We start from the raw sequence: 16,159 nt of genomic DNA on the forward strand, positions 1-16,159 counted from the left end.
AGGTGAGTAAGCCCTGATGACCACGCAACGAATTTTTTGTCTGCTGATTGCAGCGGTGCTCGGCACCGGTTGCTCCTCGCGGCCGAACACCGCGCCCGACGCTCGCCTGGTCGAGCATCTGCCCTTGATCGTCGCTCACCGGGCGGGTACAGCGGACTATCCAGAAAACACCTTGCTGGCCATCGAAGCCGCGCTGCGCAATCACGCCGACATGATCTGGCTCACCGTGCAGCTGAGCCGCGACGGCGTACCCGTGCTGTATCGCCCGGCGGACTTGAGCGCCAATACGCAGGGTTCCGGTCCCGTGGCGCAAAAAACCTTTGCAGAGTTGCAACAGCTCAATGCCGGATGGAACTTCAAGCAGCCCGCTGAAAACAGTGCCTATCCCTATCGTTCACGACAGATGCCGATCCCTTCGTTGCAACAGGCCCTGAAAGCAATCCCACCGTCGACCCGGGTCATTCTCGATATGAAGGCGCTACCAGCGCCGCCTCAAGCTCATGCAGTGGCCAAAATACTGGACGCCACCAGACGCTGGGACGACGTGCTGATCTATTCGACCGACGACACCTATCAACAAGCATTTGCCAGTCACCCTCACGCCAGGCTGTTCGAGTCCAGAGACAACACCCGCGACCGACTGGCAAGCGTTGCACTCGCGCAGTCTTGCCCCGCACCACCTTCTCCCGGAACCTGGGCGGCGTTCGAATATCAGCGCAAGGTTGCCGTGGTTGAAACCTTTACCCTGGGTGAAGCCAGGTCCCAGGTAAGCGCCAAATTCTGGACACCCGATGCAATGCGTTGCTTTGCATCCCGGGGCAAAGTGAATGTGCTGGTTATCGGCGCTGAAACCGCAGAGGACTATAAAGCGGTGGCCTGTCTGGGAGTCGACGCGGTACTGGTCGACTCGCCAGAGAAAATGAAAACGCTCAAGCAGCACATGGAACAACCACTGCGTTGTCCATGACCAGGCAGCCTCACAACAGCCTCAGTCCTGCTTGTAACCCCGGACGTCATCGACGCCACGGTTGGCCAACTGGTCAGCGCGTTCGTTGCCCGGATGGCCGATGTGTCCGCGAACCCACTTCCAGGTCACGTTGTGGCGGTTGACCTGTTCGTCGAGCTGCTTCCACAGGTCGGCGTTCTTCACCGGTTCCTTGGCTGCGGTTTTCCAGCCGCGCTTTTTCCAGTTGACCATCCACTCGTTGATGCCCTTCATCACATACTGCGAGTCGGTCACCAGCAGCACGTCGCAGGAGCGCTTGAGCTCCTCCAGGCCGCGAATCGCCCCCATCAACTCCATGCGGTTGTTGGTGGTGTTGGCTTCGCCCCCCCAGAGTTCCTTTTCAACGCCCTTGCACACCAGCAGCGCGCCCCAGCCGCCAGGACCAGGGTTGCCCTTGCAGGCGCCGTCGGTGAAGAGTTCTACGCTATCGCTCATGCCAATCTATCCAGAAAATGTCTGCGGCTTGCCAATCGAGGACCGACAACGCCTGAGGCCGGGCAAGCCCGGCCGGAAAAATAAAGGGAGTGTTACGGCTTGCTGTCGCGGCGATTGACCTTGGCCATCGGCAGCGGAATCAGCTTGCCCATCGGTTCGCGGCGTGCCTGGCGAACCGGTCGCAAGCCGACGACGATCTTGCGCGCCACTAACAAATAGAAGCCGCCCCCGGACCACTGCCAGTCACCGGCCCTGCGTTCCCAACCGGCCAGGCGAGCTTGCCAGGCGGGGGATGCGAGCGGCGGACGATAGCACCCGAAGCGGCGTTTCTCCAGCGCAAAACCCAGCAGATTGAGCCAGTCGGCAACCCGCGACGGCGAAATGCAACGGGCCTTGCGCAGGGCGTCCTGGGCAAACACATGGCGTAGCCCCCAACTGCTCCAGGGGTTGATGCCGACAATCAGCAAGTGCCCACCGGGGCGCACGGCACTGGCCGCCTCGCGCAGCAAGCCATGGGGCGACAGGCAGAAATCCAGCCCGTGCTGCATCACCACCACGTCGGCGGCATGCTCGCTCAGGGGCCAAGCCTGCTCTTCGCAGACGATCTCCACCCCCGGCAGTGGTGCGCCAAGCCGCACATTGCGTTGCACCTGGGGTGCCGTGGGCGGTGCTTCGGCCGACGGGCCGTAGTGCACCAGGTAACCACCAAAGAAGCGCCCCAGTTCGTCTTCGAGCATCCGGCGCTCTTCATCCAGCAGAAATTGCCCGAGGGGACCGGACAACCACTCGCGGGCTGCGCTGATCAATGCCAACCAGTCCGGATCCGCCTGAGCGAACGCTTTATCGGTCATTGCATTCTCCAACTCGCCAAGAATTCCAGTGTCTGTAACCCAAGGAGTAACCATGGGCGGTATCCCGCGGCTAGCCACCCAACGTCAACAGCCCCTAAGATGCGCTAATGTTTACCGCTTGGCGAATCCCGCGATGATACAGATCAGTGCTCTTCCCGCCTTTACCGACAACTATATCTGGTTGTTACAGGATCACCGCAGCCAGTGCTGCGCCGTGGTCGATCCGGGTGACGCCGCCCCAGTGCAGGCCTGGCTGGCCGAACATCCGGACTGGCGCCTGAGCGATATCCTGATCACTCACCACCACCATGATCACGTCGGCGGCGTCGAACGGTTGAAAAAAGCGACGGGCGCCACGGTCTACGGCCCGGCCAGTGAAAACATCCCGGCGCGGGACGTGGCGTTGCACGACAACGACCGTGTCACCGTACTGGGCTGGGCGTTCGAGGTGTATGCGGTGCCTGGCCACACCCTGGGCCACATCGCCTACTACCATCATGGCCTGCTGTTCTGTGGCGATACCCTGTTCGCCGCCGGCTGCGGGCGTTTGTTCGAAGGCACGCCAGAACAGATGCACCACTCCCTCGGCCGGCTCGCGGCCCTGCCTGAAGACACCCTGGTGTATTGCACCCACGAGTACACCTTGAGCAACCTGCGCTTTGCCGTCGCCGTCGAGCCGGACAACGCCGCGATCGCCGAGCGTTTCGAGAAGGTCTCCCAACTGCGCGAGGCCGGACGCATGTCCCTGCCCTCCACCCTGGCCCTGGAAAAACTGACAAACCCGTTTCTGCGTACCGGAGAAACATCTGTTAAAGAAAAAGTAGACGAACGGATCGGCCGTAATAACCGGTCTCCGAGTGAGGTTTTTGCGGCCCTGAGGGCTTGGAAAGATACGTTCTAAACAGGCCGGGCATAGGCCGGAAAATTCTGAATGGTTGACCGCACCCGGTACGCTTTCTAGAATCGCCCGACATTTTTGCCCGGAACTTACTTCCAGCCAATGTCGTCATCTATTCGTAAGTCCATCAACTCAGACGCATTGACCCGCCTGGCACAAGCCATCGCGGTGGCTGTGTCCGCCACCCTGGCGGGCTGCCAAAGCACCAGTCAAGTGCCGCAAACCGACGCGGCCCACCTGGCTTCTGCCCGCGCCAAACAGAAGCCGGTCTGGCTCAGCGAGAAGCCGACGCCAGAGATTCCCCAGGACGTCTGGGAACGCATGCGCCAGGGCTACCAGTTGCAGGACGGGCTGGGCGTCAACCCACGCATCGAGCAACAGCGCCTGTGGTTTGCCAGCAACCCGTCAGTCCTGGAAAACGCCGGCGAACGCGGCAGCCTGTACATCCATTACATCGTCGAACGTCTCGATGAACGCAACATGCCGCTGGAACTGGCCCTGCTGCCGGTGATTGAAAGCTCCTACAACCCGATGGCCTATTCGCGTGCCCATGCCGTGGGCCTGTGGCAGTTCATCCCGTCCACCGGGCGCTACTTCAACCTGCGTCAAACCCGCTTCTATGACGGTCGTCGCGACATTACCGCTTCCACGACCGCGGCCCTCGACTACCTGAGCCGCCTGCACGACATGTTCAACGGCGACTGGCTGCTGGCCCTGGCGGCCTACAACGCCGGTGAAGGCACCGTCAGCCGGGCCATCGAGCGCAATGAAAGGCTCGGCCTGCCCACCGACTACTGGAACCTGACGCTGCCCTCGGAAACCCAGGCCTACGTGCCCAAGTTGCTGGCCCTGTCGCAAGTGGTGTTGACCCCGCAAGCCTACGGCGTGAACCTCAACCCGATCGCCAACGAACCCTACTTTGAAGTCGTCGAAATCAACCAGCGCATGGACCTGTCCAAGGTTGCCGCGGTGGCCAACATCGACGAAGACGAACTGTTCCAGCTCAACCCGGCCTTCAAGCAACGCACCACCATCGACGGCCCCCAGCACTTGCTGGTGCCGACGTCCAAGGCGCAACTGCTGACGGCCAGCCTGTCGACCATGAAACCCGAGGAGCTGATCAGCAAACGCTCGTTCAAACCGGTTTTCGAAGGGGCCGATGGCCCGGCGCTGGCAGGCGCCAAACGCAGCTATCGGGTCAAGCGTGGCGACAGCCTGTCGTCCATCGCCAAGGCCAACAAGGTCGAGGTCAAGGACCTGCAACGCTGGAACAACCTGACCGGCAAGCACCTCAAGGCCGGCCAGACCCTGGTCATGCAGGACACCCGACGCAGCGGCCGGACCACCACGGTGCTCGCCGCCAACACCAAGAAGCAGACCCAGTACAAGGTCAAGCAAGGCGACTCGCTGTACATGGTTGCCAAGCGCTTCAACGTCGAGATGCAGCACCTCAAGCGCTGGAACCCGCGTGTGGGCCAGGCCCTCAAGCCCGGGCAGATGCTGACGGTTTACCAGCCGCACTGATCCGGCACCTGTAGGAGCGAGCGTGCTCGCGATGGACGTTAACGATAACGCGTGTTTTCTGACTAAACGTGTTGTTTTTGCGTTCTTCGCGAGCTGGCTCGCTCCCACGAAGGTCCACGTTCGCTTAACGTTGACCCCTACCTTTTTCCTGTGCATACAAGCTGTTACTGTACGATCCACAAAGCCCAAGCCGCCTGGATCGGATCTCTGACTTGAAGCGTCCCCTCCCCCTGTTCCTGATCAGTCTGGCCTTGAGCTCCCCGGTAAGCGCCACGATCAGCGAAAGCCATGGTTATGCGCAGTTCGGCACACTCAAGTACCCGACCCGATTCACCCACTTCGACTGGGTCAACCCGCAAGCGCCCAAGGGCGGCACCTTGCGGGTCATGGCGTTTGGCACCTTCGACACGCTCAACCCCTACACCTTCAAGGGCACCAGCCCGGTTGCCACCCCGAATTTCCTGCAATACGGCATCAACGAGCTGAACGAGCCGTTGATGGTCGGCACCGGGCAGTACGCCCCCTCGGGCGATGAACCCGCCTCCAGCTATGGCTTGATCGCCCAGTCGGTCGAATACAGCGAAGACCGCAGCTGGGTGGTGTTCAACCTGCGGCCCGAAGCGCGCTTCCACGACGGCAAGCCGATCACCGCCTACGATGTGGCGTTCTCTTACCGCTTGCTGCTCAAGCAGGGCCACCCGCGATACCGCACCAACCTTCAGGAAGTACAGCGGGTCGACGTCCTCAACCCGCAGCGCATTCGCTTCGTGTTCAAGCGCGCGGGCAACCCGCTGTTGATCCTGCGCCTGGGCGAGTTGCCGGTACTGCCGCAACACTACTGGAAAGGCCGCGACTTCCAGGCCACCACCTTCGAGCCGCCCCTGGGCAGCGGGCCCTATCGCATCACCCAGGTCCAGCCGGGGCGCCGACTGGTGCTGGAACGGGTCAAGGACTACTGGGGCAAGGACCTGCCGGTCAATCGCGGCAAGTACAACTACGACCGCATGGAAGTCGAGTTCTACCGCGACAGCGCGGTAGCGTTCGAAGCGTTCAAGGCGGGCGAGTTCGATATCTACATCGAGCACCAGGCCAAGAACTGGGCCAATGCCTACAACTTCCCGGCGGTACGCCGTGGCGACGTGATCAAGGCCCAGGTCAACCACCAGATTCCGACCCAGACCCAAGGTTTGTTCATGAACACCCGGCGCGGGGCCTTCGCCGACACCAGGGTGCGTGAAGCCCTGGGCCTGATGTTCGACTTCGAATGGACCAACCGCACACTGTTCAGCGGCGCCTACAAACGGGCCACCAGCTACTACCCCAACAGCGAGTTCGCCGCCGTCGGACTCCCGGTCGGCCACGAATGGCTGATGCTCTCGCCCTACCGTGAGCAATTGCCCGCCAAACTGTTCACCGTGCCCTTCAGCCTGCCGCAAACCGAGGGCCGCGGCATTCCCCGACACACCCTGCGCCAGGCCCTGGGCCTGCTCGCGGAGGCCGGCTGGACACTCAATGGCCAGCGTTTGCAAAATGCCGCCGGCCAGCCGCTGCGCCTCGAAATTCTGCTGGTCAACCCGAACCTGGAACGCATCCTCCAGCCCTACGCCGAAAACCTGGCCAGCATCGGCGTCGATGCCCGCCTGCGCACGGTGGACCGTGCCCAGTACAAACAGCGACTGGACCAGTTCGATTTCGACATGATCCTCATGACCCTCGACCAGACCCTGAGCCCGGGCCTCGAGCAGTGGCAGTACTTCCACTCCAGCCAGGTCGGGGTCAAGGGCAGCAAGAATTACGCAGGCGTGGCCAACCCGGTGGTGGACCACCTGCTGGAACAACTGCTGGCGGCCAGGTCGCGCGACGAACAACTGGCGGCCGGCAAGGCGCTGGACCGGGTGCTGCTGTGGCAGCACTACATGATCCCCAACTGGTATATCAATTATCATCGCCTGGCGTACCGCAACCGGTTCGCCTTCGTCACCACGCCGCCCTACACCCTCGGGCTGAATGCGTGGTGGCTGAAGACTTCGGAGAAAGCCCAATGATGCCTTTGCGTACCCTGCTGGGCCTGCTGTTTGCCGGGATGTGTAGCGTTTCCCTCGCGGCCCCGCAACATGCCCTGACCCTGTACAACGAGCCACCGAAGTACCCGGCAAACTTCAAGCACTTCGACTACGTCAATCCAGACGCGCCCAAGGGCGGCACCTTTCGCCAGGCCGGCTTCGGCGGCTTCGACAGCCTCAACCCCTTTATCAGCAAAGGCGTGGCGGCCACCGACATCGACCTGATCTACGACACCCTGGCCCGGCAGAGCCTGGATGAACCTTTCACCGAATACGGCCTGATCGCCGGCAAGATCGAAAAGGCCCCGGACAACAGTTGGGTGCGTTTCTACCTGCGTCCCGAAGCCCGCTTTCATGATGGCCATCCGGTGCGTGCCGACGACGTGGTGTTCAGCTTCCAGACCCTGATGAAAAGCGGCGCCCCGCTCTACCGTGGCTACTATGGCGACGTGCAAGAAGTGATCGCCGAAGACCCGCTGCGGGTACTGTTCAGGTTCAAACACAACAACAATCGCGAACTGCCGCTGATTCTCGGCCAGCTTCCGGTCCTGCCCAAGCATTGGTGGGAAAACCGAGACTTCTCCAAGGGCAACCTGGAAATCCCCCTGGGCAGCGGCCCGTACAAGGTCAGCGAGGTCAAGGCCGGGCGCTCGGTACGCTATGAACGCGTCAAGGACTACTGGGGCAAGGACCTGCCGATCAATCGGGGGGTCTACAACTTCGACGTCATGACCACCGACTACTACCGCGACAACACCGTGGCGCTGGAAGCCCTCAAGGCCGGGCAGTTCGACTACTGGCTGGAGATGACCGCGAAGAGCTGGGCCAACGCCTACAACATCCCGGCGGTCACCGAGGGCCGGCTGATCAAGGAACAGATCCCCAACGGCAACCCGACCGGCATGCAAGGCTTCATCTTCAACTTGCGTCGTCCGGTGTTCCAGGATGTGCGCGTGCGCCAGGCCCTGAGCCTGTTGCTGGACTTCGAGTGGACCAACAAGCAACTGTTCAACGGCGCCTACGCCCGCACCCGCAGCTACTTCGAGAACTCGGAAATGGCCGCCACCGGCCTGCCGGACGCGGCACAACTGGCGATCCTCGAGCCGTTGCGCGGCAAGATCCCCGACCAGGTCTTCAGCGAAGCCTTCCAGAATCCGGTATGTGATGGCAGCGGGATGATCCGCGCCCAACAGCGCCAGGCCTATCAACTGCTGCAGGAGGCCGGCTGGCGGATCGTTGATGACAAGATGGTCGATGCCACCGGTAAACCGGTGACCATCGAGTTTCTGCTGGCCCAGACCGAGTTCGAGCGGGTGCTGCTGCCGTTCAAGCGCAACCTGAGTGACCTGGGGATCGACCTGGTGATTCGCCGGGTCGACGTATCGCAATACATCAATCGGGTCCGCTCGCGGGACTTCGACATGGTGGTGGGCAGCTTCCCGCAATCCAGTTCACCGGGTAACGAACAGCGTGAGTTCTGGAAGTCCGAAAGCGCCGACAAGCCCGGTAGCCGCAACTACATCGGCCTCAGGGACCCGGCCATCGACCAGTTGGTCGAGGAGCTGATCAATGCCGACTCGCGCAACAGCCTGGTGGCCCATGCCCGGGCGCTCGACAGGGTGCTGCAATGGGGCTATTACGTGATCCCCAACTGGCACATCAAGACTTGGCGCGTGGCCTACTGGAATCACATCGGCCATCCGCAGGTCCCGCCCACCTATGACGTGGGCATCAACACCTGGTGGATCAAACCCGACGCCAAACCTGCGATCGAAGTCCTGAGCAAAGAGCAAACGGGCGTGGAGCAATAAGATGCTGGCGTACATATTACGGCGACTGTTGCTGATCATCCCGACCCTGTTCGGCATCCTGCTGATCAACTTCTTGATCATCCAGGCCGCACCTGGCGGCCCGGTGGAGCAGATGATCGCCAAGCTCGAAGGCTTCGAGGGCGCCACCAGCCGCATTGCCGGTGGCGGCGCCGAAGTCTCGGTGGCGGGCTCCAGCTATCGGGGCGCCCAAGGCCTGGACCCGGCGCTGATCAAGGAAATCGAACACATGTACGGTTTCGACAAGTCGGCACCGGAACGCTTGTGGATCATGATCAAGAACTACGCCCGCCTGGATTTCGGCGACAGCTTCTTCCGCGACGCCAAGGTCATCGACCTGATCAAGGAAAAGCTGCCGGTGTCGATCTCCCTCGGACTGTGGAGCACCCTGATCATGTACCTGGTGTCGATACCCCTGGGGATCGCCAAGGCCACCCGGCATGGCAGCCACTTCGACATCTGGACCAGTTCGGCGATCATTGTCGGCTACGCGATCCCGGCATTCCTGTTCGCCATCCTGCTGATCGTGGTGTTTGCCGGTGGCAGTTACCTGGACTGGTTCCCCTTGCGCGGCCTGACCTCGAACGACTTCGACGAGCTGAGCCTGGGCGGCAAGGTCCTCGATTACTTCTGGCACCTGGCGCTGCCTGTGACCGCGCTGGTGATCGGTAACTTCGCCACCATGACCCTGCTGACCAAAAACAGCTTCCTGGATGAAATCAACAAGCAGTATGTGGTCACCGCCAAGGCCAAGGGCCTGACCCGACACCGCGTGCTCTATGGCCATGTGTTCCGCAACGCCATGCTGCTGGTGATCGCGGGCTTTCCTTCGGCCTTTATCGGCATTTTCTTCACCGGTTCCCTCCTGGTGGAAGTGATCTTCTCCCTCGACGGCCTCGGTCTGATGAGTTTCGAGGCGGCGATCAACCGCGACTACCCGGTGGTCTTCGGCACCCTGTTCATCTTCACCCTGCTGGGGCTGGTGGTGAAACTGATCGGCGACCTGACCTACACCCTGGTCGATCCACGTATCGACTTCGAAACACGGGAGCATTGAGATGCGCCTTTCCCCTCTCAATCGCCGACGTTTCGAGCTGTTCAAGGCCAACAAGCGTGGCTGGTGGTCGCTGTGGCTGTTCCTGGTCCTATTCGGCGCCAGCCTGGGCGCCGAACTGATCGCCAACGACAAACCGCTGGCCGTGCATTACGACGGCCAGTGGTACTTCCCGGCCCTCAAGCGCTACCCGGAAACCACCTTCGGTGGCGAATTCCCCCTGGAAGCCAACTACAAGAGCCCGTACATCCGTGAGCTGCTCAAGGCCAAGGACGCCTGGACCCTGTGGGCGCCGATCCCGTTCAGCTACCAGAGCATCAACTACGACCTGAAAGTACCGGCCCCGGGCCCGCCCTCGGCGGACAACCTGCTGGGCACCGACGACCAGGGACGCGATGTGCTGGCGCGGGTGATCTATGGGTTCCGGGTATCGGTACTGTTTGCCCTGACACTGACCCTGCTGAGCTCGATCATCGGCGTGATCGCCGGGGCCTTGCAGGGCTTCTATGGCGGCTGGGTCGACCTGGCCGGCCAGCGTTTCCTGGAAATCTGGTCCGGATTGCCGGTGCTGTACCTGCTGATCATCCTCGCCAGCTTCGTACAACCCAACTTCTGGTGGCTGCTGGGCATCATGTTGCTGTTTTCCTGGATGAGCCTGGTGGACGTGGTGCGTGCCGAGTTCCTGCGCGGGCGTAACCTGGAGTACGTGCGCGCCGCCCGGGCGCTGGGCATGCGCAATGGCGCGATCATGTTCCGGCACATCCTGCCCAATGCCATGGTTTCGACCATGACCTTCATGCCCTTCATCCTCACGGGCGCCATCGGCACCTTGACCGCGCTGGACTTCCTCGGCTTCGGCCTCCCTGCCGGCAGCGCGTCGCTGGGCGAGCTGGTGGCCCAGGGCAAGTCCAACCTGCAGGCGCCCTGGCTCGGCATCAGCGCCTTTGCGGTGCTGGCGCTGATGTTGAGTCTGCTGGTGTTTATCGGCGAGTCAGCTCGCGATGCCTTCGACCCGAGGAAGTGAAATGAATCAGGACAATCTGATCGAAGTGCGCGACCTCTGCGTCGAGTTCACCAGCGGTGAGTCTCGACAACGGGTGGTCGAAGGCGTCAGCTTCGACATCAAGCGCGGGGAAACCCTGGCGCTGGTGGGCGAAAGCGGCTCGGGAAAATCCGTGACGGCGCACTCGATCCTGCGCCTGCTGCCCTACCCCCTGGCGAGCCACCCCAGCGGCACCATCCAGTATGCCGGGCATGATCTGCTGAGCCTGAAAGAGAAAACCATCCGGCACATTCGCGGCAACCGGATTGCGATGATCTTTCAGGAGCCCATGACCTCGCTCAACCCGCTGCACTCGATCGAGAAGCAGATCAACGAGGTATTGGGCATTCACAAAGGCCTGACCGGCAAGGTGGCAACCCGGCGCACCCTCGAGCTACTGGAGCTGGTGGGCATTCCCGAACCGCATAAACGGCTCAAGGCCCTGCCCCACGAGTTGTCCGGCGGCCAGCGGCAACGGGTGATGATCGCCATGGCCCTGGCCAACGAGCCGGAGCTGTTGATCGCCGACGAGCCAACCACCGCGCTGGATGTGACCGTTCAGCTGAAAATCCTCGAACTGCTCAAGGAATTACAGGCCCGCCTGGGCATGGCCCTGCTGCTGATCAGCCACGATTTGAATCTGGTGCAAAGAATTGCGCACCGCGTATGTGTCATGCAGCGCGGTTGCATCGTCGAACAGGCATCGTGTGAACAATTGTTTCGCGCGCCGCAGCATCCGTACACGCGGGAGCTGCTGGCAGCGGAGCCCAGCGGCAACCCGGCGACCAATGAAATTGGCCCGCCGTTGCTGCAGGTCGAGGACCTGAAAGTCTGGTTCCCGATCAAGAAAGGCTTTTTGCGCAGCACCGTCGATTACGTCAAGGCAGTGGACGGTATCCACTTCAGCCTGCCCCAGGGCCAGACCCTGGGCATCGTCGGCGAGAGTGGTTCGGGCAAGTCGACGCTGGGCCTGGCGATTTTGCGCCTGATTGCCAGCAAAGGTGTGATCCGCTTTGAAGGCAAGCAGCTAGACTGCCTGTCGCAGCAACAGGTAAGGCCGCTTCGGCGGGAAATGCAGGTGGTCTTCCAGGACCCCTTCGGCAGCCTGAGCCCACGGATGTGCGTGAGCCAGATCGTCGGTGAAGGCCTGCGGATACACAAGATCGGCACGGAGGCCGAACAGGAACTGGCTATCATTGCAGCCCTTGAGGAGGTAGGCCTGGACCCGGAAACCCGGCACCGCTACCCCCATGAATTTTCCGGCGGGCAACGGCAAAGAATCGCCATTGCCCGGGCTTTAGTGCTAAAACCGGCGTTGATTTTGCTGGACGAGCCGACCTCGGCTCTGGACCGCACCGTGCAACGCCAGGTGGTTGAACTGCTGCGCAGACTGCAAAGCAAGTACAACCTGACGTATCTGTTCATCAGCCATGACCTGGCTGTGGTGAAAGCGCTGAGCCACCAATTGATGGTGGTCAAGCATGGCCAAGTGGTCGAACAAGGTGATGCGCAAGGTATCTTTGCCGCACCGCAACATCCTTATACCCAGCAGTTGCTGGAGGCCGCTTTCCTGGCCCCAGCAATAGCCGAATAACCTGAAAGAGGAGCAACACATGGGTTTTCTCGCCGGTAAGCGCGTACTGATCGTCGGTGTCGCCAGCAAGCTGTCCATCGCATCCGGCATTGCTGCCGCCATGCATCGCGAGGGCGCTGAGCTTGCCTTCACTTATCAGAACGACAAACTGAAAGGTCGTGTCGAAGAATTCGCACAAGGCTGGGGCTCGAGCCCTGAGCTGTGCTTCCCGTGTGACGTGGCCAGCGATGAAGAAATCGCCAAGGTCTTCGAAGCACTGAGCAAGAAGTGGGACGGCCTGGACTGCATCGTGCACTCCGTGGGCTTCGCCCCGGGCGACCAACTGGACGGCGACTTCACCGAAGCCACCACCCGTGAAGGCTTCCGCATCGCTCACGACATCAGCGCCTACAGCTTCGTGGCCCTGGCCAAGGCTGGCCGCGAAATGATGAAAGGCCGCAACGGCAGCCTGCTGACCCTGTCGTACCTGGGTGCCGAACGCACCATGCCGAACTACAACGTGATGGGCATGGCCAAGGCCTCCCTGGAAGCGGGCGTACGTTACCTGGCCGGCTCCCTGGGCCCGGACGGCACCCGCGTCAACTGCGTATCGGCAGGCCCGATCCGCACTCTGGCTGCTTCCGGCATCAAGAACTTCCGCAAGATGCTGGCCGCCAACGAAGCGCAAACTCCGCTGCGTCGTAACGTCACCATCGACGAAGTCGGCAACGCCGGCGCCTTCCTGTGCTCGGACCTGGCTTCCGGCATCAGCGGCGAAATCATGTACGTGGATGGCGGCTTCAACACCACCGCCATGGGCAGCATCGAAGAGTGATCTTCGCGGTGTGACAATGAACCCGCCGATTGAGGCGGGTTTATCAGAAGGTCACCCCCACACCCTGCGAGGGCCACGCTTTCGCAGGGTGTTTTGTTTTCATGAGTACTTCAGCACTGATCGGGGTCGGTCGGCGTCAGACACCCTGCAAACAACTGCTGGATGGGTTGTGTACGCTGGCTGTAACGCTGCAACAGCACGATCTCCCGGTAAAACGTCAGCTCACCCATCTCGACAACCCTGACCTTCATGCTGCGCTCAAGCCAGAGCCCGGCCAGGGGCAGCAACGACACCCCAAGCCACATTCGACCATTTTCACGATGGCCTCCAGTTCGTCCAGCTCCAGAGCCACTTTCACCTCGATCTGCTGCTCACGCAAAAACCGTGTCACCAGCCGGCCACCAAATGAATTACGGTCGTAGCGGACATGGGGATGGTCAGCCAGCAACTGCAACGGATCGTCGCCCTCAAGGTTCGACGGAACGATCAGTACAAAGGGTTCCTTGCGCACGACCTGGACCGACATCTCCTTGGGCAGATCGAAGGGTGGCTTGATCAGCAGTGCCAGGTCGACTTCGCCCGTGTCCACCTGACTCAACAGGTCAAGGGAAACCCCGGGCACCAGCTTCACCTCAAGCAATGGCGCCTGTTGTCGCAAGCGTAGCAACGCCTGAGGTAACAATCCGGTCTGCACCGTCGCCACGGCGCCGATCTTCAGTTCGCCACGAAACTCACTGACGTCGTCGCTGACCGCCATGCGCTGGAACAGCTCAAGCATCTCCCGCGCCATCGGCAATGCCCGCTGTCCGGCCGCATTGAGAATCGCCTGGCGCCCGGTACGGTCAAACAAACGGATCCCCAGCGCCTGTTCCAGATTGCGCATTTGTGCACTGACCGCCGACTGGGTCAGGCCTATGTGCATGCCGGCCGCAGCGAAAGTGCCATAGCGGGTCACCGCGATAAAGGTTTTCAGTTCACGCAGCATGAGGGTTCCGATTGATCGATATTATTTGAGCTGGACGCAAAAATTATCGTCTTTTAATCGAAATTAACACCACTAGAATCAGCTGACTCCCCTACCCCGAGGCTGATCGTCATGAGCATCTCTCCTTTCCATCTGGCTATCCCGGTCTATGACCTAAACGCTGCACGGCGGTTTTACGGCCAGGTTTTCGGCCTTGAAGAAGGCCGCTCAAGCGAGCACTGGGTGGATTTCAATTTCTTCGGCCATCAACTGGTCATCCACCAACACCCTGAAACCGCCACCCAGGAAGCCGCCCACACCAATGCGGTGGACGGCCATGACGTGCCGGTTCCGCATTTTGGTGTGGTGCTGTCGATGACGGAATGGGAGTCCCTGGCCGAACGCCTCACAACGCTGGGCACACGCTTCGTGATCGAACCCGGCATCCGCTTCAAGGGCCTGGTGGGCGAGCAGGCGACGATGTTTCTGTTCGACCCCTGTGGCAACGCGCTGGAGTTCAAGGCGTTCAAGCATATCGACCAGTTGTTCGCCAAATGAGCGTCCGTCCCTCGCCGCTCCTGGCAAACGCCGATGACCGCGATGCGCCGCTCAACCAACTGGATGCCAGCGGTATCAGTGATTCGGTGCGCAGTGGTCAAACGTCCTGCAACCGGGTTGCCGAACATTTCCTGCGGCGGATCGAAGCGCATGAGCCCTGCGTGCAGGCGTTCGCCGCTTTCGACCCACAGGGTGTGCGCGCTCAAGCCAACGGGCTTGCGCTAGAGGGCCATCAAGGGTTGCTGGCCGGCGTACCGGTGGGCATAAAAGACATCTTTGACAGCGCCGACCTGCCGACACAGTTCTATTCGCCTCTGTATGCCGGCCATCAGCCTTCCCGAGATGCCCATGTGGTCACCCTGTTGCATCAAGCCGGCGCGTTGATCATGGGTAAGACCCACACGACGGAATTCGCGTATATGCACACGGGGCCCACGCGCAACCCCCACAACCTTGCGCACACGCCCGGCAGCTCCAGTGCCGGCTCGGCCGCCGGGATGGCCGCGGGTTTCTTTGCACTGGCTCTGGGTACCCAGACAGCCGGATCATTGCTCAAGCCCGCTGCCTATTGCGGCCTCCATGCCTTCAAGCCTTCCCTTGGGCTGGTTTCCCTGGAAGGTGTCAAACCCTTGGCCCAGAGTTTTGACACGGTCGGCTGGTACGGTCGCTCGGTACGCGACCTCGAACGTGTCGCGCGCGTGCTGATTCCCGGTTTTACCGTCGTCACCGGCGAACACCGCCCGTTACGCCTGGGCCTGTGCCGGCCCCCGCACGGGGAGCAGGTCGAGCCGTCCGTTGCCGACACACTGCTGGCCGCTATCGCCCAACTGCGCGCCGCCGGGCACCAGGTGGAAGAGGTGCAACTGCCCGTGTCATTCGCGGGTGTATTCGATGATCACGCCTTGATCAATGATTGCGAAGGTGCGCGCTCACTCGCCAAGGAATTCCACGCCCGGCGCGAGCAACTCAGCGACGCCCTGTTGGCAATGTTCGAGCGTGCACAGGCCACGACCTGGGAGAAAGAGTCAGCAGCTAAAGCCCGCCTGTCCCGGCTCGCCCCACAGTTGGCCCGGCATTGCCAATCCTTCGATGCCATGCTCGACGTCAGTTGCGCCATGGTCGCGCCAGCCGGTCTGGCATCAACCGGCCCCTCGGATTTCATCAAGTTCTGGGGCGCGTTCGGCTGGCCGCAATTGAACCTCCCACTGAAGCGCGCAGAGGGTCTGCTACCGATCGGGTTGCAACTGATCGCTGGATTCAGAAACGACCGCCAACTGCTGTGGGTCGCCCGCCAGGTGGCCGCAACCTTGAACAACACCCCAGCGGCTCCAAACCTCGAAACCCGCCGCACCGAACTGCAGGGGTGAGTCGCCAGGGATATGGCAGTTCTGGCAGCGCGGGTTCTGGAAGACCTTCTGCACCGTGGCAAACGCGGTCAATGCCGCCTGGTCCTCAGCAAACAGGTCCGGGGCGTAACCGCCCATCCCGAACAGCAGCACGGTGCCCAAAAACAGGTGCCGCCGCATC

The 16,159-nt window shown here is 61.5% G+C and carries 13 protein-coding genes and 2 pseudogenes; 11 read left to right on the plus strand and 4 right to left on the minus strand.

Annotated features, from left to right (window positions below; genetic code table 11):
• The first annotated feature begins 16 nt into the window (after window positions 1-16).
• Window positions 17-967, plus strand: coding sequence for a glycerophosphodiester phosphodiesterase family protein (locus CKW29_RS02410; RefSeq protein WP_256584817.1), 951 nt, complete (start codon window positions 17-19; stop codon window positions 965-967).
• Between the two features lie 21 nt (window positions 968-988).
• Here CKW29_RS02410 and rnhA read toward each other — a convergent pair whose 3' ends face one another.
• Together rnhA and CKW29_RS02420 are read right to left on the minus strand one after the other, a co-directional pair.
• Entirely contained in the window at window positions 989-1,441 is a 453-nt protein-coding gene (rnhA, locus tag CKW29_RS02415; protein ID WP_095077139.1) for a ribonuclease HI, read from the minus strand.
• A gap of 92 nt (window positions 1,442-1,533) precedes the next feature.
• Window positions 1,534-2,292: a class I SAM-dependent methyltransferase gene (locus CKW29_RS02420; protein WP_095077140.1), complete on the minus strand. Its 759-nt coding sequence runs from the start codon at window positions 2,290-2,292 to the stop codon at window positions 1,534-1,536.
• Window positions 2,293-2,425: 133 nt separating this feature from the next.
• On the opposite strand from CKW29_RS02420, the gene gloB reads away from it, so the two are divergent.
• From gloB to fabI, 8 genes are all read left to right on the plus strand, one after another.
• A complete protein-coding gene (gloB, locus tag CKW29_RS02425; protein ID WP_095146568.1) occupies window positions 2,426-3,193 on the plus strand; it encodes a hydroxyacylglutathione hydrolase in 768 nt (255 codons plus the stop codon).
• A gap of 99 nt (window positions 3,194-3,292) precedes the next feature.
• On the plus strand, window positions 3,293-4,714 hold the full coding sequence (locus CKW29_RS02430; RefSeq protein ID WP_095146569.1) for a LysM peptidoglycan-binding domain-containing protein: 1,422 nt from the start codon (window positions 3,293-3,295) through the stop codon (window positions 4,712-4,714).
• A 212-nt stretch (window positions 4,715-4,926) separates the two neighbouring features.
• A complete protein-coding gene (locus CKW29_RS02435) occupies window positions 4,927-6,759 on the plus strand; it encodes an extracellular solute-binding protein (RefSeq protein WP_095147857.1) in 1,833 nt (610 codons plus the stop codon).
• A complete protein-coding gene (locus CKW29_RS02440; protein WP_095146571.1) occupies window positions 6,756-8,588 on the plus strand; it encodes an extracellular solute-binding protein in 1,833 nt (610 codons plus the stop codon). Before CKW29_RS02435 ends, CKW29_RS02440 begins: the two co-directional genes overlap by 4 nt.
• Window position 8,589: 1 nt before the next feature.
• The gene (locus CKW29_RS02445) at window positions 8,590-9,663 is read left to right on the plus strand and encodes a microcin C ABC transporter permease YejB (RefSeq protein ID WP_095146572.1); all 1,074 of its coding nucleotides are present in this window, start codon (window positions 8,590-8,592) and stop codon (window positions 9,661-9,663) included.
• Window position 9,664: 1 nt separating this feature from the next.
• Window positions 9,665-10,684: an ABC transporter permease gene (locus CKW29_RS02450; protein ID WP_095146573.1), complete on the plus strand. Its 1,020-nt coding sequence runs from the start codon at window positions 9,665-9,667 to the stop codon at window positions 10,682-10,684.
• A 1-nt stretch (window position 10,685) separates the two neighbouring features.
• Window positions 10,686-12,296, plus strand: coding sequence for an ABC transporter ATP-binding protein (locus CKW29_RS02455; RefSeq protein WP_095147858.1), 1,611 nt, complete (start codon window positions 10,686-10,688; stop codon window positions 12,294-12,296).
• Window positions 12,297-12,315: 19 nt separating this feature from the next.
• Window positions 12,316-13,110, plus strand: a complete 795-nt coding sequence (gene fabI / locus CKW29_RS02460; protein WP_095146575.1) for an enoyl-ACP reductase FabI — start codon at window positions 12,316-12,318, stop codon at window positions 13,108-13,110.
• Between the two features lie 110 nt (window positions 13,111-13,220).
• Here fabI and CKW29_RS02465 read toward each other — a convergent pair.
• Window positions 13,221-14,095: pseudogene (locus CKW29_RS02465) on the minus strand (LysR substrate-binding domain-containing protein).
• 111 nt (window positions 14,096-14,206) lie between these two features.
• Here CKW29_RS02465 and CKW29_RS02470 point away from each other — a divergent pair.
• Entirely contained in the window at window positions 14,207-14,632 is a 426-nt protein-coding gene (locus tag CKW29_RS02470; protein ID WP_095147859.1) for a VOC family protein, read from the plus strand.
• A complete protein-coding gene (locus CKW29_RS02475) occupies window positions 14,629-15,999 on the plus strand; it encodes an amidase (RefSeq protein ID WP_095147860.1) in 1,371 nt (456 codons plus the stop codon). The genes CKW29_RS02470 and CKW29_RS02475 overlap by 4 nt, the downstream gene beginning before the upstream one ends.
• Here CKW29_RS02475 and CKW29_RS26240 read toward each other — a convergent pair.
• Window positions 15,979-16,158 (minus strand): annotated as a pseudogene (locus CKW29_RS26240) (hypothetical protein); the annotation flags it as partial. The gene CKW29_RS02475 and the pseudogene CKW29_RS26240 overlap by 21 nt on opposite strands.
• Between the last annotated feature and the right edge of the window lies 1 nt (window position 16,159).

The sequence above is a fragment of the Pseudomonas sp. Irchel s3a18 genome, assembly GCF_900187535.1.
Taxonomy (GTDB): Bacteria; Pseudomonadota; Gammaproteobacteria; order Pseudomonadales; family Pseudomonadaceae; genus Aquipseudomonas.